This window comes from Streptomyces sp. NPDC097617, assembly GCF_044761485.1.
GTDB lineage: Bacteria > Actinomycetota > Actinomycetes > Streptomycetales > Streptomycetaceae > Streptomyces.
Map to the genome: position 1 here is coordinate 53549 of NZ_JBIWCL010000029.1, position 22753 is coordinate 76301.

Sequence of the window (22753 nt, forward strand, 5' to 3'; positions counted from 1 at the left end):
GAAGCATGACTTCCACTTCTCCGGGTGGGGTCTCCCCCCGGACCCTGCTCGTCCGCGGCATGCTCGCCGGCCTGCTGGCCGGGGTTGCCGCCTTCCTCGTCGCGTACCTCCTGGGTGAGTCCAAGGTGGACGCGGCCATCGCCATCGAAGAGGCCGCCGCGGCCGGTCACGACCACGGCGAGGAGGCCCCGGTCAGCCGGGCCCTCCAGGCCACGGCCGGGCTCGGCACCGGCGTCCTGCTCTACGCGGTCGCCCTCGGCGGCATCGCCGCGCTCGTCTTCTGCTTCGCCCTCGGCCGCATCGGCCGCATCGGCCCGCGGGCCACGGCCGCCCTGGTCACCGGGGGCCTGTACGTCACCGTGACGCTGGTGCCGTTCCTCAAGTACCCCGCCAACCCGCCCGCCGTGGGCGATCCCGACACCGCCGCCCGGCGGACCGCCCTGTACCTGCTGATGATCGCCCTGAGCCTGCTGCTGGCAGCGGGCGCGCTGATCCTCGGGCGACGGCTCGCGCCGAGGATCGGCCACTGGAACGCGTCGGTCGTCGCCGGGGCCGGCTTCGTCCTGGTCATCGGCGTCTCGTACGCCGTGCTGCCCGGTATCAACGAGGTCCCGGCGGGCTTCCCGGCCGCGCTGATCTGGGAGTTCCGCCTCGCCTCCCTGGCCATCCAGACGGCACTGTGGACGACTTTCGGCCTGACTTTCGGTTTTCTAGCCGAACGAGCCCTTGTGCCCGCCCCCGCACCCAAGAAGGCTGTGCAGCCGATGAGTTGAGCACGAGGGGGCCGGTAGTACATGGCGACGCCGATCAGGGAATGGCGGGGCTGGACGGGCGCGGCCCCGTTCTGGCTGAACTCGTTCCTGCTGCTCCTGGCCCCCTGCTGCGCCATCACGCTGTTCGGCCAGATCGGCGTCATCACCGCACTGGCCGCCCTGGGCGGCCTGGCCCGCCACCTCTGGTACGGCGACTACGGGCATCCGGCCATGCACCTGGCCGCCGCGCTGATGGGGGCGGGCACCGCGGCCGTCGTCATGTGACCCCTCGGGGACGGCTCGACCCTCACCCGTTCGGAGGCACGGCCACCGCCCCGGGCGGCCGGTGCGCGGACCTGCCGCGAACTGCGAAGACTCCCCGATCGTGCGACGACACGCCCGTGACGTGGTGTCAGTCCACCGTGTTGCACAGGGTGCCGATGGGCAGAGGAGGTATCCACTGCTCACATGACCCGGCCGCACGAGCCGGACAGGAGGGAATCCCATGCCCCGCGCACAGTGGGCCGTCGCCGCGCTGACGGTGGTTCTGTTGTCCACCGGCATCGCGGTGTTGCAACGGACCGAGGGTGCCAGGCCCGCTTCCGCGACCAGGGACGACGCGCTGCCCTCCAGGGCGTTGGGGCTGTCCGGCCACCGCCGGCTGGTGCGGGAACTGGAGCAGTCCGGCGAGCACCTGCCCGGCCGGGGAGCCGGGTCTGCGAGGACTGACCCCGGGCCGCTGCGGACGGTCACCGGACCGCTCCGGGCCGCGCGGCCGCTGCGATTGCGCATTCCGAGCCTGGGCGTGGACGTACCGCTGAGGGGCGACCGCGAGGGGGTCGCCTGGGACACCGGGACTCCGGCGCCGGGTGCGGCCGGTACGGCCGTGGTCACCGGAGAGGGGCTCCGCCTCACCGAGCTGCGGCGGGGCAGGACCATCGAGGTTCCCCGCGCCGACAGCCGTACGGCCGTGTTCACCGTCGTACGGGTCTCACCCGGCCGCTCCTCCGGTCACGAGGACCCGGCCGGCCGGGCCCAACTGCGGCTGGTCGGTGGCGAGACCGCCGTGCTGGCCCGGCTGACCGGGCAGCGCCGCATCCGCTGACCCGGCCGGCTCCCACGACGGCCTGTCAGCCGAGGGGGGTGTCTTCGTCCCCCGGTCGGGGGCTTCTTGAGGTCCACCCGGGAGCCGTTCGGCGTGGCGGGGCACACCCCTCGCATGAGCGGGAGGCACCACGCGCGTTCGGCACTGACCAGGGCTCTGACCGTGGCCTGTGTCGTGCTGCTGTGCGTCTTCGGCGCCGGTCCGGCCGGCGCCGCGGCCGCCGAGTTCCGCCCCGCCTCCAGTGTGCCCGCCGCGCCCGGCGCACCCGCCGAGGCGCCCGAGCCCGGCGAGGGCCAGTCCGATCCGGCCCCCGACCCCGAGGCTCGGGCGGCCGTACGGACGATCACGCGCGGGCTGCCCGTCGTGCGGCGGGCACCGATCGCGGTGTTTCACGTGAAACACCCTGCCACTGCCCCGCCGTGCGGGCCTGCCGCGGAGGCGGCCGAACCGACCCTGTCCCGGCGGACGGTGCGGAGTGTGGTGCTGCGCTGCTGAGCGGACCGAGGTCCCGACGCAGCCCCCACACCCCCCTGAGCACCGTGAGGTTCCGCCATGCCCATCGACCCGTACGCCGCACTGAACGCCATGCTCCGCGCCGAGGTCACCCGGTTCTCCCCGCCGGTCCGGCAGACCGAGCCGGCCGCGTCACCGAAGGACACGGCCACAGCCGTCGAGGCCGAGAGCGAACCGCAGCAGAGTGCCCCCGCGGATTCGGCCGCGTAGGGACGGCGCGGAGCTGCGGCGCGCGCCGGTTCCCCCGCCCTCGACCACGGGCACGGGGAACCGGCGCGCGCCGGTCGGACGGCTCAGTCCTCGTGGGTGTAGTAGCGGTAGAACGCGATGGCTCCGACGCCCGCGGCCACGGCGAGGCCCACCACGACGGCCTTGAGGATCGACTGGTTGGTGAGGCTGTGCAGGTAGCCCACGGCGATACCGCCGAAGGCGCCGTAGGCGGCGGCGTGGACCTCCCGCTTCAGACGGGGTCCGATCCGGGCCAGGGCGAACATGATGCCGGCGAAGAGCGCGCCGCACAGGATCCCGTAGAAGACGTTGCCCGCGTCCACCGGGCCCGTCTGGCGCTCCATGAAGGCGGCCCAGACGCCGTAGACGAGTCCGAGGAGCAGTGGCCTGACGTACGCGCCCTTGCTCAGGTGCGTCATGTCCGACGACTGCCGGTGCCGCCCGAGGGCGGTGGGTGCCGCATGTGCCATGACGGGCTCCTCTCTCCCATCATCCAGGGCACACCCGCCACCCCCGAGCGGCAAGTGGATCAGCGGTCAGGGCGTGCGCACGGCCACGGCGTCGATCTCGAAGAGCATGCCGGGCAGGGCGAGCGCGGCGACGCCGATCAGGGTCTGGGCGGGCAGTTCGGTGCCCCAGGTGGCGTGCAGCCGCTTGAGCAGGACCTCCAGCTTCCGCTGGTCGTGGTCGACGATGTAGGTGCCGATGCGGACCACGTCGGCGGGGCCGAGGCCGACGGCGGCGAGAGCGGTACGGAGGTTGGCGAAGGCCCGCTCGACCTGGTCGGCGAAGTCCTCGGAGACGACGTGGCCGTGTTCGTCGGAGCCGTACTGGCCGGCTATGAAGACCTGCTCCCCGGGGGCGGAGACGATGTGGCTGTAGCCGTAGTCGGTCGGGGTGTGGAGTCCTGCCGGGTTGGTGATGCTGCGCGTCATGCCGAGCTCCCTGGTTCCGTTGCGGTGTCCGTTGCCGGGTTCGTGTCCGTGCGTGGGGTGCGGTCGGCCGTGTTGCGGCTACCGGGCGGCGAGCCAGGCGCGCAACCGCTCGGGGGCCTCGGGGGCCTGCCGTTCGGCCTGCTGCCGGATCTCGTCGAGGTGCTGGGCGGCGAGCGCCCGGCGCCAGGCCAGTTCGGCCCGGGTCATGGCGTGCGCGACGGCGCAGTCGGCGGTATACGCCGCCGGGGCGTCGGCGCCGGGACCCTGCTGCCGGATCTCCGCGCACCGGAAGGCCTCCGCGGACCCCTCGACGGCGGCGACCACGTCCATGAGCGAGATGGCGTCGAGCGGGCGGGCCAGCCGGAAGCCGCCCCGGGCGCCGGGGGTGGAGGTGAGGATTCCCGCCCGGGCCAGCGCCTGGAGCTGCTTGTTGAGGTAGGCCGCGGGCAGGTCGTGCCACGCGGCGAGGCGTGCCGCCGACACGGCCCGGTCCGGACCGCTCCAGGCCAGGTTGACGCAGCTGTGCAGCGCCCACTCGACGCCCTCACTCATCTTCATAATCCTGGATATTAGATATCCAGGATCATGAAGGCAAGGATGCCTCCGCCCGACCGCCCGCCACCCGACCGCAGCAACACCGCTCGCGCCCGGCCGCGCCGCCGCTTTCCCTGGTGACGTGCGCACCATCCTGTCGGCGGTACTCATCGTGCTCGTGGCCCTGCTGGTGCCCGCGAGCGCCATCGCGTACTGGGCCGACCGCGAACTGGGCAACGCCGACCGGTACACCGCCGCCATGTCCCCCCTCGCCGAGAACCCGAAGGTGCAGGAGGTCGTCGTCACCCAGGTCACGCGTGCACTCGCCGGCCAGATCGACGCGGGCCCCTTCCAGATCGGGGTGGACACCCTGCTCGGCGAGGCCCTGCACTCCTTCGCCGGCACCGATGCCTACCGGACCGCCTGGGACGCGGCCAACCGCGCCGCCCACGCCGCGTTCCTCCACGCGCTCACCACCGGCCGCGGCGACGCCCTCACCATCGACCTCGCACCGGTGATCGCCCAGGTCAGGGGCGACCTCGTCGCCGACGACGTGCCCTTCGCCGACCGCATCCCGGTGACCCACCTGACCGTGAAGGTCATGGAGTACGACAATCTCGGCGCTCTGCGGAAGGGCTTCCACATGCTCGAAGTGGCCGGCATCTGGCTCCCCGTACTGACCCTGGTCCTGGCCGCGGCGGCCATCGCCGTCGCCGTCCACCGACGGCGCGCCGTCATGGCCACCGGGGTGGGACTGGCGGTCGGCGCCGGACTGCTGTGGCTCGCGGTGGACGTGTGCCGCCGGCTCACCCTGGACGACCTGCCCCCCGATATCGACCGGCCGGCCGCCGGGGCGGTGTACGACGCACTCACCGCCTATCTGCGCACCACGTCCTGGGTGGTGCTGGCGATCGGGCTCGCCGCCGCACTCGCCGCATGGGTGATGGGCCGACTACGCCGCACCCCATAAGCTCGGAAGGTACCAACACACGCAGAACAACGCAGAAGATCCCAGAAGAACCGATTGCGAGCGGCGGGCACGGAAGCGGGAATGAGCACCGAACGCACCGAACACATATCGTCGCGGCGAGCCCGGCACCATCCGCTGGCTCCGCCCTCCTGGCTCCTCAACGGGCTGAAGCCCAGTGCCGCACCGATCCCCTGGGCCGCCGTGGCCCGTGCCTCGGTCGCGATGGCCGTCCCGCTCGCCGTCGGTTTCGCCCTCGACGAGCCCGAGTACGGCGCTCTCGCCTCCATGGGCGCCCTCGCCGGGGTCATCGGCGACACCGCCGACGCCTACCGGATGCGGGTCCTGAACATCGCCGTCCCGCAGCTCTTCGGAGCCGTCGGCGTGGCCCTGGGCACCCTGGTCTACGGGCACGGCTGGCTGGCCGTCGGAGCGCTCACCCTCATCGCCCTCGTCTCCGGGATGATCTCCTCCATCGGCACGGTCGCCTCCGTATCCGGCCTGCTGCTCCTGCTCAACGCCGTGATCGGCGCCGGGCTGCCGCTGCCCGAGCCCTGGTGGACGGCCCCGCTGCTGCTGACCGCGGGCGGCCTGTTCGTCCTCGCGCTGACCCTGCTGGGCTGGCCGCTGCGCCGCCGGCAGCCGGAGCGCACCGCCGTCGCCGACACCTACCGGGCCCTGGCCGACGCCCTGGAGGCCGCCGGCGGCCCCGGCGCCGTGTACGACGAACGCCGCCAGCAGGTCACCCAGGCCATCAACCACGCCTACGACCTGGTGCTCGGCCGCCGGGCCCGGGAACACGGGCGCAGCCCCTCCCTGGTGCGGCTGCTGGCCCAGCTCAACGTGGTGATCCCACTGGTGGAGGCCGCGCCCGCCGCGCACCTGCGCGGCCGGCCGCTGCCGCCCGAGATCCCGGCGGCCGTGCGGGAACTGGCCGACGCCGTCGAGGAGGGCCGCACCGGAACCCCCGTACTGGACCTGCCCGTCGCGCACACCCCGGCCGAACGGGCCGTCGACGCGGCCCTGCGCCATGCCGCGAAGATCGTGCACATCGCCCGCCCGGACCTGGACAACGTCGACGACCGGCTGGGCCGGCCCGCCGCGCTACGGGTGCGCGCCCGGCGGGCGGTACGCGACGTGGTGCTGTCCAGGGCCTCCTGGCGGTACGGGCTGCGGCTCGCGCTGTGCATCGGGATCGCGCAGTCCCTCGTATCGGTGATCGAGTTCGAGCGGTCCTACTGGGTCGCGCTGACCGTCACCTTCGTCCTCAAGCCCGACTTCGGCTCGGTGTTCTCCCGGGCCGTCCTGCGCGCTCTGGGCACCGCCGGCGGACTGGTCGTCGCGGCCGCCGTGCTCTCCGAGGTACCGCGCGGCTGGTGGGACGTCCCCGTGATGATGGTGCTCGCCGGGCTGATCCCCGCCTTCTCCGTCAAGGGCTACGCCTTCCAGACCGCCGCGATCACCCCGGTGATCCTGCTCCTCTCCGACCTCCTCAACCACCAGGGCTTCGACCTGATCCGCCCCCGGCTGGTGGACAGCCTGATCGGCTGCGCCATCACCCTCGTCGCGGGATACCTGCTGTGGCCCGAGAGCTGGCACACCCGGATCGGGGACCGGCTCGCCGACACCGTGGACGACGCCGCCCGCTACGTGGAACGGGCCTTCGCCCCCGTCGCGGACGAGGCCGCGCTCGCGGCGGCGCGGACCGCCCGCCTCCAGGCCCGCCGACGCATCTACCGGGACCTGTCGGGCGTACGCAGCGAGTTCCAGCGGGCGCTGACCGAGCCGCCGCCGACCGGGGCGCGGGCCGCCGCCTGGTGGCCGCTGGTGGTCGCCGTGGAGCGGATCGTGGACGCGACCACCGCCGCACGGGTGCGGGTCAACCACGGCGCCGCCCCGCCCCCCGCCGAGGAGGTGCACGCGCTCGCGCGCCAGCTCCGCGAGCTGGCCGTGCGCGTGCGCAGCAGCGCCACCCCGGTACGGGTCGACGCGGGGCCGCCGGGCGAGGCGACGAGCGTGCTGGCCCCCGTCCACCAGGAGATCTCCGCCGCCCTGGCCATCACCCGCCCCGAGTCCTGACCGCCGAAGCCCCGCCGAAGTCCTGGCGCAGTCCTGGCGCAGTCCTGGCGCAGTCCTGGCGCGACAGGCGTCCCCCGAATGGGCCGCCTCCCGGGCCGGGCGGGGTCGAACGGGGCAGCATCGGAGCATGCACCGCGTCCCGGCCGTGATGGTTCTCGCCGTACTCCTGGCGGGGTGCGCCGACGTGGAGGGACTGCAGAGCGAGGGCGACCGCGGCACCGTGCACGCCCCGAAGAGCCTGTGGAAGGACATCCGCCCCGCCCCGCCCGCCCCCGACCAGAAGCCGGGCACGGCCGCCGTGGTCCCGGGGCTGCCCAAGGCGGCCGGCCCGAGCATGCGCCGGGAGGACGCGCTGTCGGTCGTACGCGCCGACGTGACCTCCGCCGCCGAGCAGGACGGCGGGACCGGCCTGCTCGTCGATCCGCGCGCCGTCCAGCGGCTCGCGCTCTGCACACAGGCTGTGGACGGCGGCCCCGACTGCCCGGTGCGCCCCGCGGTCCTGCACGACCTGACGGGCAACGGCCGGGAGGAGCTCATCACCGCTCTCGACATCGACGGCCGGGTCAGCGAGCTGCGCGTCTACACCGTCCAGGACGACGGGAGCATCGCCCGCATCCTGTCCCGGCGCGCGGTGCTGGAGGGCGTGGAGGTGGCCGCCGAGCACCTGGCGGTCCGCGAGCCGACGACGAACCCCGACTACGTCGCCGTCTCCGACTACGTGTGGGACCCGAAGGCCGGGATCATGAACCTCTCCCAGCTCACCCTCGACGACTGCCCCGGTCTCGCACAGGCCCCGGCGGGCGCGGGCGGGTCGCGATGCGCGCGCTGAGCAGCCTCCGCTGGAAGATCGCCCTCACCACCACGATGGTGTGCTGCATGGTCGCCGCCGCGCTGGGGATCCTGGTGCACAACGTGGTTGCCCGGCAGATGGTCGGGGAGGTCCGCAAGGCCGCCGGCACCGAGCTGGACCACGCCCTGGGCCACTACGAGTACGGCACCACGCACGGCGACGTGAACATCGTCTTCGACCCCGCAGACCTCCCCCGGCCCCTGCGCGAGCTCGTCGGGCGCGGACAGACCGGCAGCATGGTCGCCCTCCAGCGGGGAAAGCCCGTCATGTGGGCGGCCGGACCCGCCGACGGCAAGGCCCTCGCGGTCTGGCTCCCCTTCGGGACCACCCGTGAACGGCTGCGGGACATCGACACGGCGATCCTCGCCTCCGCGGTCCTCGCGGCCGGGGTGGTGGCCCTGGCCGGCCTGTTCCTCGCCGACCGGATCAGCCGGCGCCTCTCGACCACGGCCGCCGTGGCCCGCCGGATCAGCGCCGGGGACCTGGACGCCCGGGTGAACCTCCCGGCCGAGGGCGACGATCCGGGGCCGAGCGGCTCCCGCGACGAGGTACGGGACGTGGCGCACGCCCTGGACTCGATGGCGGCCTCGCTCCAGGCACGGCTGGAGGCCGAGAAGCGCTTCACGGCCGATGTCGCGCACGAGCTGCGCACCCCGCTCACCGGCTCGCTGGCCGCGGCCGCGCTGCTGCCCGAGGGCCGCCCCAAGGAAATGATCAACAACCGGCTGCGGGCCCTGCACCTGCTGACCGAGGACCTGCTGGAGATCTCCCGGCTGGACTCGGGCGTGGAGCGGGCCGACCTCGCCCGGGTGGAGCTCGGCCGGGCGGTGGAGCGGGCGGTCGCCGGGGTCGCCGGAATCGCCGGAATCACCGCGGGGACCGGGGCCGGGGCGGAGGCCGGGGCCGGGGCGGAGGCCGGACCGGCCGCTTCGGTTCACGTGCTCCAGGACGCGGTGGTGGTCACCGACCGGCGCCGGCTGGACCGGATCCTGGCCAACCTGCTGGCCAACGCCGGCAAACACGGCCGGCCGCCCGTCGAGGTGACCGTGGAGGGCCCGGTGCTGGTGGTCCGCGACCACGGACCCGGCTACCCGCCCGACCTGATCGAGCAGGGCCCGCAGCGCTTCCGTACCGGCGATCCGGGACGCGGGCGCGGTCACGGTCTGGGGCTCACGATCGTGATGGGGCAGGCGGCGGTGCTGGAGATCGAGGTGACCTTCGCCAACGCACCCGACGGGGGAGCGGTGACGACGCTGCGCCTCCCCGTCGGCAGGCTGCCGCAGGGGGATTGAGCTGAATTGCTCGGGAATGACCGCAGGGAAGGCCCGAGGGGCGTGTTTCACGTGAAACACGCCCCTCGGGTTTCTGAGGTCAACTGGTTCGGTCAGACACCGATGTTGCGGCCGTCCTTGCGCCAGACGGACACGACCGCCGGGCGGACGATCTTGCCGGGACCGTCGGGCCAGACCGACTGCGGCTTCTCGACGGAAGCTCCGTCGATCTCGCCCGGGTGCTGGACGGAGACCAGGACGCGCTTGTCCTGGATGAGCGGGCCGCAGGTCTCGGCGCCGCGCGGAACGGTCAGGAACTGCTTCAGCTCACCGCGGCGCTCGCCGGCCGTCGCGACACCGAACAGGCCGTCGTGGGAGCCGAGCTGGTTGCCGTCCGTGGAGATCCACAGGTTGCCGTGCGGGTCGAAGGCCACATTGTCCGGGCAGGAGATCGGACTGACCTTGTCCTTCGGGAAGCCCGCGAAGTAGGTCGCCGGGTCGTTCGGGTCACCGGCGACCAGGAAGAGCCGCCAGGCGAACCCGTCGCCCGCCGGATCGTCGAAGTTCTCGGCGAGCTCCAGGATCTGGCCGTGCTTGTTCAGGTTGCGCGGGTTGGCCTCGGTGGCGCCCTCCTTGCCGGGCTTGCCACGGTCGGTGTTGTTCGTCAGCGCGATGTAGACGCGGCCGGTCCGCGGCGAGGGCTCGACGTCCTCCGGACGGTCCATCTTCGTGGCGCCCACCTTGTCGGCGGCCTGGCGCGTGAAGATGTACACCTCCTCGGCGGTCATGCCCTCGACGTGCGAGACGTTGCCGGTGGCCAGCTTGATCCACACGCCGGAGCCGTCGAACTCGCCGTCGGTGGGGAGCTTGCCGGAGCCGTCGAGCTCGGCGGCCGGGGAGTCACCGGTGAGCTTGGCGACGTAGAGGGTGCCCTCGTCGAGCAGCGTCAGGTTGTGCTCCTTCGCCGCGCGCGAATTGCCCTTCTTCATCTGCTTCGACGAGACGAACTTGTAGAAGTAGTCGAACCGCTCGTCGTCGCCCATGTAGACGACCGGACGGCCGTCCTCGGTCAGGCGGGGCTGGGCGGCCTCGTGCTTGAAGCGGCCGAGCGCGGTGCGCTTGCGCGGGACCGAGTTCGGGTCGTACGGGTCCAGCTCGACGACCCAGCCGAAGCGGTTCGACTCGTTGGGCTCCTGCGCGACGTCGAAGCGCTTGTCGAACCGCTCCCACTTGCGCTCGGAGGCGCCGGTGGTCATGCCGTAGCGCTTCAGGCGGGCGGCCTGGGTGGGGTCGGTGACCAGGCCGGCGTTGGCGAAGTACTGGTTGAAGTTCTCCTCGCCGTGCAGGGTGGTGCCCCACGGGGTGGTGCCACCGGCGCAGTTGTTGAGCGTGCCGAACACCTTGGTGCCGGAGGGGTCGACCGAGGTCTTCAGGAGCGCGCTGCCGGCGGCGGGGCCGGTCATGCGGAACTCGCTCTTGGTGTGCAGGCGGCGGTTGAGCTGGTGGCGGCTGACGGCGGTCAGCTTGCCGCTGCGGTGGTCCTCCTGGACGGCGACCACGGTCAGGCCGTGCGCCGCCCACGCGATCTCGACCTGCTCGCGGGTCGGGTTGGCCGGGTCGTAGCCCTTGAACATGAGGACTTCGTCCGTGTACTCGTGGTTGGCCACGAGCAGCTGCTGGCGCTCGTAGTCTCCGCCGAGCGGGAGGAGGCTCAGGAAGTCGTTGTTGTAGCCGAACTGACCGGCCTGCGCCGCGGCGGTCTGCTTGTCCGGATTGAAGCCCGGGGCGCCCTTGATGATCGGGTCGCCCCAGCGGATCACCACGTTCTGGTCGTGGCCCTCGGGGATGGTGACCTTGTCGTCGGTGTTCGGCGCGACGGCCTTGAAGCGCAGACCTCGGGCGGCCTCACCGTTCTTGCCGGCGCCCGCGGCGGCGGAACCGGCATCGGCGGCGGGGGTGGCGTTGGCGGTCTGCCCCGAGCCGCTGAGCGCCACGGCGGAACCGGCGGCGGTGGCGACCGTCACGACGGCGGCGGAACGCAGCATCGAGCGGCGGGAGTAGGCGCGGACTATGACATCGCCGACGTACTCGTTGTCGCTGGTGTTCGGCACCTCGTGGAAGCAGGCGTCACCACAGCGGTAACGACAGGTGAGAGCGGACCGGCCGCTGCCATGCGGGTTGCCGATGAACGGCAGAAGCTTGCGCACGAGTGTCCTCCGAGTAGCTGCGTGGGCGCCGACAACGTGTCGGTACGATCCAGCCGCGACGCTAGGCCCGGGTTGCGCCGAAGCGGCGGCGCTGGGATGAACGGTCGGTGAACCCGGCACGTCGGAGCGGCAGTTCGGCCGCGGTGTGCGGGTGTTTGGGAGCCGGACGCCACGAAAGGCGCCCCTGCCGAAGATCCAGCCGGGCGGCCGATAACCTTACGTGTCCACTCTGGGCAGGGATCATCCGCGCAGCACGGACAAATGACGCACGCACACATGCGAAAGGCCTGGCCCATGGGTATTCGGAGCTTGTTGCGCAAGGTATTCGGACGGTCCGCGGAATCCGTTCCGGACACTACGGACACCCCTTCGGCCGCTGTCCCGAACCAGGCGGCACGGACCCCTCTTGATGTCGCCGCCGAACTGGTGGCGGCGTCCTTCGACAACCCCACGGTTCCGCCGCAGTCCACGCCGCGCGACCGTGAACCCGGAACCGTCCTCACGGCTCCCGCCCCGGCGGCGGACCCGACGGTTCCGGAAGCCCGCCGTGCGCCTGCGGCGAAGCCCGGCGGAGAAACCCCCGCGCCCCCGGCGGAGCCGACCCCGGCCCCCGCCGAACCGGCTACCGCCGAAGCCACCACGCCGGAGGCGCAGGCCGAGCCCGCGGCTGCCGAGACCGTCGCGCCGGAGGCGCAGAACCAGGCCGAGCCCACGGCCGAGCCGGAGGCGGACACCGCACCCGCGCCCGAGGCGCAGGACGAGCCCGCCGCCGCCGCTGCCGAGCAGCTCGAGGCCGAGGCGCCGCAGGCGCAGGATCAGGCCGAGCCGGCCACCGCGGCGGAAGCCGAGGCCACGCCGCAGGCCGAGCCGGCCACAGCCGAAGCCACCACGCCGCAGACGCAGAACCAGGCCAAGCCGACCGCGCCGGAGGCGGACCCCGCGCCCGTGGCGCAGGCCGAGCCGGTCGCCGCCGCTGCGGAGCAGCCCGAGGCCGAAGCGGACGTGCCGCAGGCGCAGGACGAGGCCGCCACCGCGGCGGAAGCCGAGGCCACGCCGCAGGCCGAGCCGGCCACAGCCGAAGCCACCACGCCGCAGGCGCAGAACCAGGCCGAGCCCACGGCCGAGCCGGAGGCGGACACCGCACCCGAGGCGCAGGACAAACCCGCCGCCGCCGCTGCGGAGCAGCCCGAGGCCGAGGCGCCGCAGGCGGAGCCGGCTGCCGCCGTGGCCGTGGCGCAGGACGGGCCCGCAACCGCGCCGGAGGCGCCCGCGCATGCGGCGGCCGTCGTGAAGCGGCGGGCCCCCGAGGTCGCCGGGGCGTACAAGGCCGTCGGCCAGGTGCTGCGCGGCAAGGGGAAGTCCGGGGCCCGGGCCAAGGTGTACCTCGTGCTGGACCGGTCCGGTTCGATGCGCGGGTTCTACAAGGACGGCAGCGCCCAGTACCTCGCCGATCACGCCCTCGCCCTCGCCTCGCACCTGGACGACGCGGCGACCGTGCACACCGTGTTCTTCTCCACGGAGGTGGACGGCACCGCCGACCTCACCCTCGACGGCCACGACGCCGCCTGGGTCGAGGCCCGCCACGCCGAGCTCGGCCGGATGGGCCGCACCAGCTACCACGTGGCCGTCGAGGCCGTCCTGGAGCGCTACCAGAAGGACGGCGGCGAGGGCCCGGCCCTGGTCGTCTTCCAGACGGACGGCGCCCCCGACAACCGGCAGCCCGCCCGGCAGGCCCTGGCCGACGCCGCGACCGCCGCTCCCGGCGTCCGCTGGCAGTTCGTCGCCTTCGGCGACCACGACGCCAAGGCCTTCGACTTCCTGCGCAAGCTGGACGCCGAGAACGCCGGCTTCTTCCACGCCGGCCCCGCCCCCACCGAGCTGACCTCGGCCGCCCTGGCCAAGGGCATCCTGGAGCAGTTCTAGCCGCTACGCACAACGAAGGCGGCGCCCCTCTCCGGCAAGGAGAGGGGCGCCGCCTTCGGCGTATCGGCGGGTGCCGACGGGGCGGGCGTCAGCCCCGCGGGGACCCGGCGTCCGGGATGACCGCGTCGGAGACGGGCCGCTCGGCCGCCTTCGTCTCGACCGGCTTGCGCAGCGCGATGTTCAGCTCGCGCAGGCGGGTCTCCTCCAGCACCGTCGGCGCGCCCATCATCAGGTCCTGCGCGTTGCCGTTCAGCGGGAAGGCGATGGTCTCGCGGATGTTCGGCTCGTCGGCCAGCAGCATCACGATGCGGTCCACACCCGGGGCGATGCCACCGTGCGGCGGGGCGCCCAGGCGGAACGCGCGCAGCATGCCCGCGAACTCGCGCTCGACGGTCTCCGCCTCGTAACCGGCGATCTCGAAGGCCTTCAGCATGACCTCGGGCTCGTGGTTGCGGATGGCGCCGGAGGACAGCTCGATGCCGTTGCAGACGATGTCGTACTGCCAGGCCAGGATGTCGAGGGGGTCCTTCTCCTCCAGGTCCTTCATCCCGCCCTGCGGCATGGAGAAGGGGTTGTGGGAGAAGTCGATCTTGCCGGTGTCCTCGTCCTTCTCGTACATCGGGAAGTCGACGATCCAGCAGAAGCGGAAGACGTTGTCCTCGAAGTGACCGGCGCGCTTGGCGGCCTCGACGCGGACGCCGGACATGATCTTGGAGACCTCGTCGAACTCACCCGCGCCGAAGAACACGGCGTGACCGGGGACCAGGCCCAGACGCTCGGTGAGGACCTTGAGGTTCTCCTCGGTGAGGAACTTGGCGATCGGGCCGGTCAGCGAGCCGTCCTCGCCCACACGCACCCACGCCAGGCCCTTGGCGCCCAGCGAGATCGCGTACTCGCCGAGGCCGTCGAAGAACTTGCGCGGCTGGCCGGCGGTGTCCGGGACGGCCAGGGCGCGCACGTGCTTGCCGGCGAACGCCTTGAACTCCGAGCCCTCGAACACGTCGGTGATGTCGACGAGCTCCAGCTTGGCGCGCAGGTCGGGCTTGTCGTTGCCGTACTTGAGCATCGACTCGCGGAACGGGATCCGCGGGAACGGCGAGGTGACCTCACGGCCGCCGCCGAACTCGGTGAAGAGCTCCGTCATCAGGCGCTCGATCGGCTGGAAGACGTCCTCCTGCTCGACGAAGGACATCTCCACGTCGAGCTGGTAGAACTCGCCCGGCGAGCGGTCGGCGCGGGCGTCCTCGTCGCGGAAGCAGGGCGCGATCTGGAAGTAGCGGTCGAAGCCGGAGATCATCAGCAGCTGCTTGAACTGCTGCGGCGCCTGCGGCAGGGCGTAGAACTTGCCCGGGTTCAGGCGGGACGGCACGACGAAGTCACGGGCGCCCTCGGGGGAGGTCGCGGTGAGGATAGGCGTCGCCATCTCGTTGAAGCCGAGGGCCACCATCTTCGAGCGGATCGACGCGATGACGGCCGAGCGCAGCATGATGTTGCGGTGCATGCGCTCGCGGCGCAGGTCGAGGAAGCGGTACTCCAGGCGCCGCTCCTCGTTCACACCGTCGTCGGTGTTGATCGTGAAGGGCAGCGGCGCGGCCGCGCCGAGCACCTCGACCGCGGAGACCTCGATCTCGATCTCACCGGTCGACAGCTCCGGGTTGACGTTGTCGGCGCCGCGGGAGAGGACCTTGCCGTCGATGCGGACGACGGTCTCCTTGGTGACGCTGCTCAGCGCCTCGTTCGCCGCGGTGCCGGGCCGGGCGACCAGCTGCGTGATGCCGTAGTGGTCCCGCAGATCGATGAAGAGGATGCCGCCCAGGTCTCGACGGTTGTGCAGCCAGCCGCTCAGCCGGACGTCGGCGGCGACGTCAGAGGCGCGGAGCTCGCCGCAGGTGTGGGACCTGTACCGATGCATCAGTCATCCAGTTCTACGCGATACCAGGGTGGATTCAACCGTCCCAAGGTTACCGTCCGGGAAGGTGACGGGTCGGGCACTCCCTCCAGCCTGCGCAAATACGCCCGGAGGTCCGGGCGAACAGGCATGTATCGGATATGACCTGTAAAGATGGCCGAGTGCGCACCGAGGACGTCCTGGCCGCCATCGCGACCGGCCTGTGGCGATGGGACAACGCCTCCGGGACGGTCACCCTCGACAGCGAGGCCGCCCGGCTCCTCGGGCTGCCCGCCGAACCGGTGGTGCTGCCTGAGGTCGCCGTACGCTCCCGCTTCCACCCGGTGGACTGGAACGAGATCAACGGGATCATCAACCTGGCGGTGGCCGAGGGCACCCTCGCGGAGGCCCGGCTCCGGATCATGGACGTCGACGGCCGGGTCCTGCGGACCGTGCGCAGCCGCTCCAAACCGCTGGAGAACCGCTCGCCCGACGGGGCCACGGACTACGAGCTGATCGGCACCATCCAGGAGATCGCCGAGCCGCAGCCCGGCACCACGGCCGCACACACCCCCATCACCGGCGACTGGCGGCGCTCCCGCGAGGCCTTCCTGCTGGACGCGGGGCGCGCGCTGGCGGAGGCCCGGTCCACGGCGGAGGTGCTGCGGGTCGCGGCCTCACTGTCCATGCCCGGCTTCAGTCCGGACGGGCTGGCCGTCTTCGGCGTCGCCGGGGACCGGCTGTCGATCATCGGGCGCCACGGGCACGATCCGGGGGACGAGGGCCCCTTCTCGGACATGCCGCTGGAGACGAGCTACCCGGCCGCGGAGGTCGTGCGGACCGGCCGGGCGATCTACCTGGCCACGCCCGACGACTACAAGCGGCGCTTCCCGGCCGCCTGGCCGCTCGCCCAGCGCTTCGACCGGTTCTCGTGGGCGTTCCTGCCGTTGATCGTGGCCGGGCGGACCATGGGCGCCTGGATGGCCGCGTTCAAGCACCCGGCGTCCTTCTCGCCCGACGAGCGCTCCGTCCTGACGACGGTGGCCCGGATGCTGGCCCAGGCGCTCCAGCGCGCCGGGGTGGCCGAGTCCGAGCGGGAGCTCACCACCGGACTGCAGCGCTCGATGATGCCGCAACTCGGCCCGGAGATCCCCGGCATGCGGATCGCGGCGCGGTACGTCCCGACCGGCGGCGGGCTCCAGGTGGGCGGCGACTGGTACGACATGATCCCGCTGCCGTCGGGCCGGTTCGCGCTGGTCATCGGCGATGTCCAGGGCCACGACGTCCGCGCGGCCGGGCTGATGGGCCAGCTGCGGATCGCCGTACGGGCGTACGCGTCCGAGGGGCACCGGCCGGACGCGGTCCTCTCGCGCGCCTCCCGCTTCCTGGCCGGTCTGTGCTCCTCGCAGGAGTCCCGGCCGTCCGAGGACGGCGGCGGCCAGGACGCCGACTTCCACAGCCCGCGGTTCGCGACCTGCCTGTACGTGGAGTGCGACCCGGGGACCGGAATGCTGGAGGTGGCCCGTGCCGGCCACCCCGATCCCGCGATCCGGATGGCGGACGGCACGGTCCTGATGCGCCCCACCGCGGGCGGACTCCCCCTCGGGATCGTCCCCGACACCGACTACCCCACCACCCGGTTCACCCTGGAGCCCGGCGAGACGATGATGCTCTGCACCGACGGGCTGATCGAGACCGGCGGGCACGACCTGGACACCGGCTGGGCGCGGCTGCGCGCGGTTCTGGAGTCCGACGCGTACGAGGCGGGGGGTGCGGCGCCGGGAACGGCCACGGACGCGGACGCGGCCGACCGGGCGGGCCTGCCGCCCTTCGAACCCCCGCACCTCGAACGACTGGCGGACCTGCTGGTCCAGGCCGTGCACGGGCCGTCCTCGCACCACACCACCGGTCCGCTCGCCGACCGCCGCGAGGACGACATAGCCGTAGTGCTGCTGTGCCGCGAGAGCGCGGACCGCGGCCCGGGCCCCGCCGTGGCGCATCCGGCCCGTCCCGCGCGCCGCACCGTACTGACCGTGGCCCAGGTGGAACCGGAACGGATCGCGGGCGTGCGCCAGCAGATCCGGGAACTGCTGCACGACTGGGCGGACCCCGACCAGGTCGACTCGGCGGTGCTGATGGTCTCCGAGATGGTGACGAACGTACTGACGCACACCGACGGCGACGCGCTGCTGGTCGCGGAGGCGGTCGGCGAGCTGGGCGCGCGCCGGCTGCGCGTCGAGGTCGCCGACGGCAGCGACGAGCTCCCGCACAAGCGGCAGCCGGGCGAGATGTCCTCCAGCGGCCGCGGGGTGCTGCTGATGGAGATGCTGGCCGACACGTGGGGCGTGGACCCGCGGGGCGAGGGCAAGTCGATCTGGTTCGAGCTGCACGAGCAGTCGAAGAAGGACGCCGACCCGGAGTTCTGACCGGCGCCCCGGAGCCGCGACCGCGCACCCGCGACCACCCGTCCCCGGTCGCGACCCCGTCGGCGGGCGCGGCGGGGCGTGATTGGATGCAGCGGTGTCGAACCCCTCCGATCGCCTCCTGCCCGAGCCCGTACGGCGGCTCGCCGCCTGGTGCGGCGTCGTCCTGCTCGTCACCGCGGTGCTCGCGGTCGGCGTCTGGCTCTGCACCGTCTTCGAGGCCGCGGTGACGCCCGTACTCCTGGCCGTACTCGGTACGGCCCTGCTCGGGCCCATGCACCGGCGGCTGGTCCGGATGGGGATGAACCGCTCGCTGGCCGCGGCCCTGACCTGCCTGACCGTGGTCGCCGTCGTAGGCGGGGCCACGTACATCGTCGTCCTGGCGCTCATCGAGACCGGCGGCCAGATCGTGGACGCGCTGCGGCGGGCCGGCGAAACCGTCGCCGAGCACTTCGGGGCGGTGGGCACCTCGCTGGAGGACATCGCCGCGAACTCCAAGGACCTGCTCGCGAAGTTCGGCGGCACGGCCGCGTCGGGCGTGGTCACCGGACTCAGCGTGGTGGGCTCGATGATCGCGATGGTGCTGCTCGCGATGGTGCTGATCTTCTTCTTCCTGCGCGACTCCGACCGGGCCGTGGGGACCCTGCGCTCCCTGGCCCCGAGCCGCTCGGGCGACCTGATGGAGGCCATGGGGCGGCGGGCCTTCGAGGCCGTCGAGGGGTTCATGCGCGGGACCACCTTCGTGGCCCTGGTGGACGCGGTGCTGATCGGCGCGGGTCTGCTGATCCTCGACGTGCCGGGCGCGGTGGGGCTGGCCGCCCTGGTCTTCGTGACGGCCTACATCCCCTACCTCGGGGCCATCCTGTCGGGCGCCGTGGCCGTCCTCGTCGCCTTCGCCGACCGGGGCTGGGTCATCGGCCTCTGGGCGCTGGGCCTGGTGCTGCTGGTCCAGATGATCGAGGGCTACGTGCTCCAGCCCGTGGTGCAGAGCCGTACCGTGCAGATGCACCCGGCCGTCGTGATGCTCGCCATCACCGCCGGGGCGAGCGTGGCCGGGATCCTGGGGATGCTGCTGGCGGTCCCGCTGACCGCAGCCGTGTTCGGGGTGATCTCGGAGCTTCGGGCCCGCTACGCCGAAAATACGGCGCCCGGGCCCGAAGGCTCCGTGTAGATCGGGTCAGCTGTCCGCCCCACCGGCGCCGCGGTGGCCGAGGCCGGTGCGGGCGGTGGTGGGGATCCGGCCCAGCCGGCCCGCCTGGAAGTCGTCGAACGCCTTTTGCAGTTCGTGCTGGCTGTTCATCACGAACGGCCCGTAGTGCGCCATCGGCTCCCGGATCGGACGCCCGCCGAGGAGCACGATCTCCAGGTCGGGGGCGTTGGCGTCCTGGGACTCGTCCGCCCGCACCGTGAGCGAGCCGCCCTCGCCGAAGACGGCCGTCTGACCGGTCCGCACGGGGCGGCGGTCCTCGCCGACCGACCCGCGCCCGGCCATGACGTACGCGAGGGCGTTGAAGTCCTCGCGCCAGGGCAGGGTGATCTGCGCGCCGGGCGAGACGGTCGCGTGGATCATCGTGATCGGGGTGTGGGTGATGCCCGGGCCCTGGTGGCCGTCCAGCTCACCGGCGATCACCCGGAGCAGCGAGCCGCCGTCCGGGGTGGTCAGCAGCTGGACCTGGCCGCCGCCGATGTCCTGGTAGCGCGGGGGCATCATCTTGTCGGAGGCCGGGAGGTTCACCCACAGCTGGAGGCCGTGGAACAGCCCGCCGGACACGACGAGCGACTCCGGCGGGGCCTCGATGTGCAGGAGCCCTGAACCTGCGGTCATCCACTGCGTGTCACCGCCGTTGATGATTCCGCCGCCGCCGTTGCTGTCCTGGTGGACGAAGGTTCCGTCGATCAGGTACGTGACGGTCTCGAAGCCGCGGTGCGGGTGCCACGGCGTGCCTTTGAGTGAAACCAGTTGGGGGACCATAAAAATGGCTAGAGTCCCCCCATGAACAAACCAGGGGTGGTGACCGGCATGGACATCCATGCGGGGGTCTACGGGCGTCAGTCCGTGGGGCGGGCCAACAAGTCCGAGGTCAGTACCGTCACGCAGCGCGCGGCGGGCGTCGCCGAGGCGAAGCGCCGTGGCGCCGTCAGCATCACCGAGTACGAGGACCTCGGCATATCCGCGTTCACGGGCGACGAGCGCCCGGACTACGACCGGTTGATCAAGGACTGCCACGCGGGCCGGATCAACCTGATCACCGTCTACTACATCAGCCGCCTGTCCCGGATGGACCCCCTCGACGCCATCCCCATCGTCACAGAGCTGCTCAACCTCGGCGTGACGATCGTCAGCCTCACCGAGGGCGAGTTTCGCAAGGGCAACCTGATGGACCTGATCCATCTGATCCTGCGGCTCGACGCGGCCCACAGCGAGAGCAAGAACAAGAGCGACGCCGTACGCGCGGCGAAGAAGGCCGCCGCCGAGCTCGGCGGCTACCTGGGCGGCAAGCCGCCGTACGGCTTCCAGCTGGTCCCCGTGACTCGCCTGACGCCCGAGGGCAGGCCCATCGTGATCCAGGTCCTGGAGCACGACCCGGACGAGGTCCCGGTGATCCGGGACATCTGGGCACGGATCAAGAAGCACAAGGACATGCCGTACAAGCCGGGGGCCGGGCGTCGGCACCCCGGCTCACTCACGGGCATCTGCGCGCAAATGACCGCCGATGGTGTTCCGACCAAGGGACAGAAGGTCGGCAAGAAGACGAAGGACAGCGTCTGGGACCCGAAGACGGCCATGCGCATCCTCCGGGACCCCCGTGTCGCGGGGTATGCCGCCACCCCGGTCTACAAGCGCCGTGAGGACGGCAAGCTGACCAGCACCATCGAGAGCTACCGAATCGAGCGCGACCCCGAGACCATGGAACCGGTCTCGGCGTACCCGCCGATCATCCCGCCCGACGAGTGGCACGAGCTCCAGGAGTGGCTCGATGGCCGGGGGCAGGGCAAGGGCCTGTCCCGCGGACACGCCGTCCTCTCCGCCATGGGCGTCCTGTTCTGCGACTGCGATGCCGTCATGACCTCGCACCGCGCGACTACCCCGGCCAAGGCCGCATACCGTTGCCGCCGCCGGAAGGCCCTGCCCGGCCAGCACGAGGGCGAGTGCACCATCAGCATGAAGACCCTGGACCTATACGTCGCCCGTCGGATCTTCGCCCTCGTCCAGACTGCCGAGGACGACCCCGAGACGGCGGTCATCCTCGCCGAGGCCGCACGCCGCTACGCGGCCCGGGCGGAGCAGCCCGAGATCGTGGGCGAGCGCCGCAGCCTCGTCGCAGAGCGCGCCGACGCCAAGCACGCGCTGGAGGAGCTGTACGACCGCGACGAAGCCGGCGACTACGACGATCCGGTCGGCCGACGGCGGTTCCGCGAGCGCCGCGAGCGGCTCCTCGGCCGCATGGAGCGGGCGGAGGCACGCCTTGCCGAACTGGAGGAGGCGGCGACGCCCACGCTCCCGATCCACCTGTGGCTGCCGGTGGGCGCGGGAGACGTGGACCCGGTGGGCGAAGGGTCATGGTGGGAGGCCGCGACGACCCAGGAGCGCCGGGACTTCGTCAAGCTGTTCGTGAGCAGGGTCACCGTCAGCAAGGCGGCGGGCTCGGGGAAGTCGACGCCGGTCGAGCGGCGCACGACGGTCGATTTCGTACGTCCGGAACAGGCGGAGGAGGCAGAGGTCGAGTCGCGGAAACTGGGTCTTCCACAGCGCGAAGAGGTGTTCGCGGTAGCGGTTTGAGTCGCTGCTGGGCCTGGCGGGAGCGCGGAACATACACCCGGATCCCCGGTTAGGGAAACCGGGGATTCTCCAGACCATTGAGGAACTCGCAGCGGCGGGCGGCAGACAGACCTCTGCCGCCCTGCCGCTTCACCTCGAAGCAGTCAGGAGCCGTTACTTGCCCAACCCTGCCTCCGCACCCAACACGGCCACTCCTCTTCCCGCCGATCACCAGCACCCTGGCCGACCGCGCCGCCATCCGGCGCGAGTACACGACCGTCCCCGTTCACAGGTCGCTCGTTGTCAGCGGCGCGGCCGTCCCAGCGCACGCACGGCGTCCGGGACACACGACGAAGTCGTGTGCGACGTCGACTTCGGCCGGATCATCGACGGCAAGTTGCTCTCCCAGCCGGTCTGGCGCCTGCTCCCGACATCGGCACACATGGCGGAGAGCGTCGCAGGCGTGTTTGGTGTGGAACCACACCGGTGCCAGGTCGACGGATCGGGAGACGTCGAGGTCGTATCGGAGAAGAACGCTCTCCGAGTCGTCATCGAGCGTCCGGAGAGCCTGACGACCCACATGAAGTCGTGGGACTCCCGCGGCCTCGCCCATCACTGTGACGGTGGCATTCACCTGTCGCCGGCGGCCAGAGCAGGACGGCCCTGCGGGTGTCCGTCACTCATGACAGAACGCAAGGCCCGAGCGAAGCTCGGTCAGGGGCCACAGCCGGTCACAACGCTCCTGTTCCGGCTCGCCGATGCCTCTGCGCTCGGCCTGTTCCGCTTCCGCTCCTCCTCGTGGCGCTTCGCGGAGGCAGTGGAGGAGACCCGTGCCCACCTGGTTGGCGTCAGCGGTGCGGCTGTCTGCGACCTGGCCATCGAGACAGTCGAGTTCACCACCGAGAACGGCCGCCGGGTCTGCTACCAGAAGCCCGTCGTCAGGGTGCTCGGGCAGTGGACCTCCGTCGTCGGCACGGCTCTCGACGCCTGCCCTGGCGGAACACGCTCCGGCATGCCCCTGCCCCTGGCGAGCAGACGGCGCCCACTGTCATCAGCCGTCACTGAACCATCCCACCCGGCGCCGCGGCCACTGCCCACGCGCCAGTCAGGAGCACTATGAAGGACGCTTCCCCCATCCCCACCCCGTCGTACCAGGCGCTCTGGCCCCCGGTGGCCATCCCCGGCCAGACGTTCATCCCGCTCGAAGCAGAGCATGACGGGGACCGTGACGGTCCCCGGTCTACGGGTCTCCGGAATGGGGACCGACACGAAGAACCTCTCGGTCCCCACCACTCCGGTCCGGGGGACCGGTCCCCTG

The 22753-nt window shown here is 72.1% G+C and carries 19 protein-coding genes and 1 pseudogene; 14 read left to right on the top strand and 6 right to left on the bottom strand.

The window, feature by feature from the left end:
- The first annotated feature begins 5 nt into the window (after positions 1 to 5).
- The 5 genes from ACIQZO_RS33865 (at position 6) to ACIQZO_RS33885 (ending at position 2580) form a co-directional block, all read left to right on the top strand.
- Positions 6 to 773, top strand: coding sequence for a CbtA family protein (locus tag ACIQZO_RS33865; RefSeq protein WP_403633819.1), 768 nt, complete (start codon positions 6 to 8; stop codon positions 771 to 773).
- A gap of 21 nt (positions 774 to 794) precedes the next feature.
- Positions 795 to 1037, top strand: coding sequence for a hypothetical protein (locus ACIQZO_RS33870; protein WP_403633821.1), 243 nt, complete (start codon positions 795 to 797; stop codon positions 1035 to 1037).
- Positions 1038 to 1257: 220 nt separating this feature from the next.
- On the top strand, positions 1258 to 1857 hold the full coding sequence (locus tag ACIQZO_RS33875) for a hypothetical protein (protein WP_403633823.1): 600 nt from the start codon (positions 1258 to 1260) through the stop codon (positions 1855 to 1857).
- 114 nt (positions 1858 to 1971) lie between these two features.
- Positions 1972 to 2352, top strand: a complete 381-nt coding sequence (locus tag ACIQZO_RS33880; protein ID WP_403633826.1) for a hypothetical protein — start codon at positions 1972 to 1974, stop codon at positions 2350 to 2352.
- A gap of 57 nt (positions 2353 to 2409) precedes the next feature.
- Positions 2410 to 2580 carry a hypothetical protein gene (locus tag ACIQZO_RS33885; RefSeq protein ID WP_403633829.1) on the top strand — a complete coding sequence of 57 codons (171 nt, stop codon included), beginning with the start codon at positions 2410 to 2412 and terminating at the stop codon, positions 2578 to 2580.
- An 83-nt stretch (positions 2581 to 2663) separates the two neighbouring features.
- Here the strand turns inward: ACIQZO_RS33885 and ACIQZO_RS33890 are convergent, their stop codons facing one another.
- The 3 genes from ACIQZO_RS33890 to ACIQZO_RS33900 form a co-directional block, all read right to left on the bottom strand.
- Positions 2664 to 3068 carry a hypothetical protein gene (locus tag ACIQZO_RS33890; RefSeq protein WP_403633831.1) on the bottom strand — a complete coding sequence of 135 codons (405 nt, stop codon included), beginning with the start codon at positions 3066 to 3068 and terminating at the stop codon, positions 2664 to 2666.
- A 66-nt stretch (positions 3069 to 3134) separates the two neighbouring features.
- Positions 3135 to 3533, bottom strand: coding sequence for a RidA family protein (locus ACIQZO_RS33895; RefSeq protein WP_403633834.1), 399 nt, complete (start codon positions 3531 to 3533; stop codon positions 3135 to 3137).
- A 78-nt stretch (positions 3534 to 3611) separates the two neighbouring features.
- A complete protein-coding gene (locus tag ACIQZO_RS33900; RefSeq protein ID WP_403633837.1) occupies positions 3612 to 4085 on the bottom strand; it encodes an RrF2 family transcriptional regulator in 474 nt (157 codons plus the stop codon).
- Positions 4086 to 4209: 124 nt separating this feature from the next.
- Here ACIQZO_RS33900 and ACIQZO_RS33905 point away from each other — a divergent pair, with 124 nt between their 5' ends.
- The 4 genes from ACIQZO_RS33905 (at position 4210) to ACIQZO_RS33920 (ending at position 9255) form a co-directional block, all read left to right on the top strand.
- A complete protein-coding gene (locus ACIQZO_RS33905; RefSeq protein ID WP_403633839.1) occupies positions 4210 to 5037 on the top strand; it encodes a hypothetical protein in 828 nt (275 codons plus the stop codon).
- An 81-nt stretch (positions 5038 to 5118) separates the two neighbouring features.
- Positions 5119 to 7113, top strand: a complete 1995-nt coding sequence (locus ACIQZO_RS33910; protein WP_403633842.1) for an FUSC family protein — start codon at positions 5119 to 5121, stop codon at positions 7111 to 7113.
- Positions 7114 to 7240: 127 nt separating this feature from the next.
- Positions 7241 to 7942 (top strand): hypothetical protein, encoded by a 702-nt coding sequence (locus tag ACIQZO_RS33915; RefSeq protein WP_403633844.1) that lies wholly within the window; start codon positions 7241 to 7243, stop codon positions 7940 to 7942.
- Positions 7930 to 9255, top strand: a complete 1326-nt coding sequence (locus tag ACIQZO_RS33920; protein WP_403633846.1) for a sensor histidine kinase — start codon at positions 7930 to 7932, stop codon at positions 9253 to 9255. The genes ACIQZO_RS33915 and ACIQZO_RS33920 overlap by 13 nt, the downstream gene beginning before the upstream one ends.
- Positions 9256 to 9347: 92 nt before the next feature.
- Here ACIQZO_RS33920 and ACIQZO_RS33925 read toward each other — a convergent pair whose 3' ends face one another.
- On the bottom strand, positions 9348 to 11441 hold the full coding sequence (locus ACIQZO_RS33925) for a PhoX family protein (RefSeq protein WP_403633849.1): 2094 nt from the start codon (positions 11439 to 11441) through the stop codon (positions 9348 to 9350).
- A 312-nt stretch (positions 11442 to 11753) separates the two neighbouring features.
- On the opposite strand from ACIQZO_RS33925, the gene ACIQZO_RS33930 reads away from it, so the two are divergent.
- Positions 11754 to 13364, top strand: coding sequence for a VWA domain-containing protein (locus ACIQZO_RS33930; RefSeq protein WP_403633852.1), 1611 nt, complete (start codon positions 11754 to 11756; stop codon positions 13362 to 13364).
- 88 nt (positions 13365 to 13452) lie between these two features.
- Here the strand turns inward: ACIQZO_RS33930 and aspS are convergent, their stop codons facing one another.
- Positions 13453 to 15276 (bottom strand): aspartate--tRNA ligase, encoded by a 1824-nt coding sequence (gene aspS / locus ACIQZO_RS33935; protein WP_403633854.1) that lies wholly within the window; start codon positions 15274 to 15276, stop codon positions 13453 to 13455.
- A 158-nt stretch (positions 15277 to 15434) separates the two neighbouring features.
- On the opposite strand from aspS, the gene ACIQZO_RS33940 reads away from it, so the two are divergent.
- Positions 15435 to 17678, top strand: coding sequence for a SpoIIE family protein phosphatase (locus ACIQZO_RS33940; protein ID WP_403633856.1), 2244 nt, complete (start codon positions 15435 to 15437; stop codon positions 17676 to 17678).
- 94 nt (positions 17679 to 17772) lie between these two features.
- The gene (locus ACIQZO_RS33945; RefSeq protein WP_403633858.1) at positions 17773 to 18846 is read left to right on the top strand and encodes an AI-2E family transporter; all 1074 of its coding nucleotides are present in this window, start codon (positions 17773 to 17775) and stop codon (positions 18844 to 18846) included.
- A 6-nt stretch (positions 18847 to 18852) separates the two neighbouring features.
- On the opposite strand, the pseudogene ACIQZO_RS33950 reads toward ACIQZO_RS33945, so the two are convergent.
- Positions 18853 to 19623, bottom strand: a pseudogene (locus ACIQZO_RS33950) (pirin family protein); the annotation flags it as partial.
- A gap of 45 nt (positions 19624 to 19668) precedes the next feature.
- Here ACIQZO_RS33950 and ACIQZO_RS33955 point away from each other — a divergent pair.
- On the top strand, positions 19669 to 21456 hold the full coding sequence (locus ACIQZO_RS33955; protein WP_403633860.1) for a recombinase family protein: 1788 nt from the start codon (positions 19669 to 19671) through the stop codon (positions 21454 to 21456).
- A 337-nt stretch (positions 21457 to 21793) separates the two neighbouring features.
- A complete protein-coding gene (locus ACIQZO_RS33960; protein ID WP_403633862.1) occupies positions 21794 to 22555 on the top strand; it encodes a hypothetical protein in 762 nt (253 codons plus the stop codon).
- The last annotated feature ends 198 nt before the right edge of the window (positions 22556 to 22753 follow it).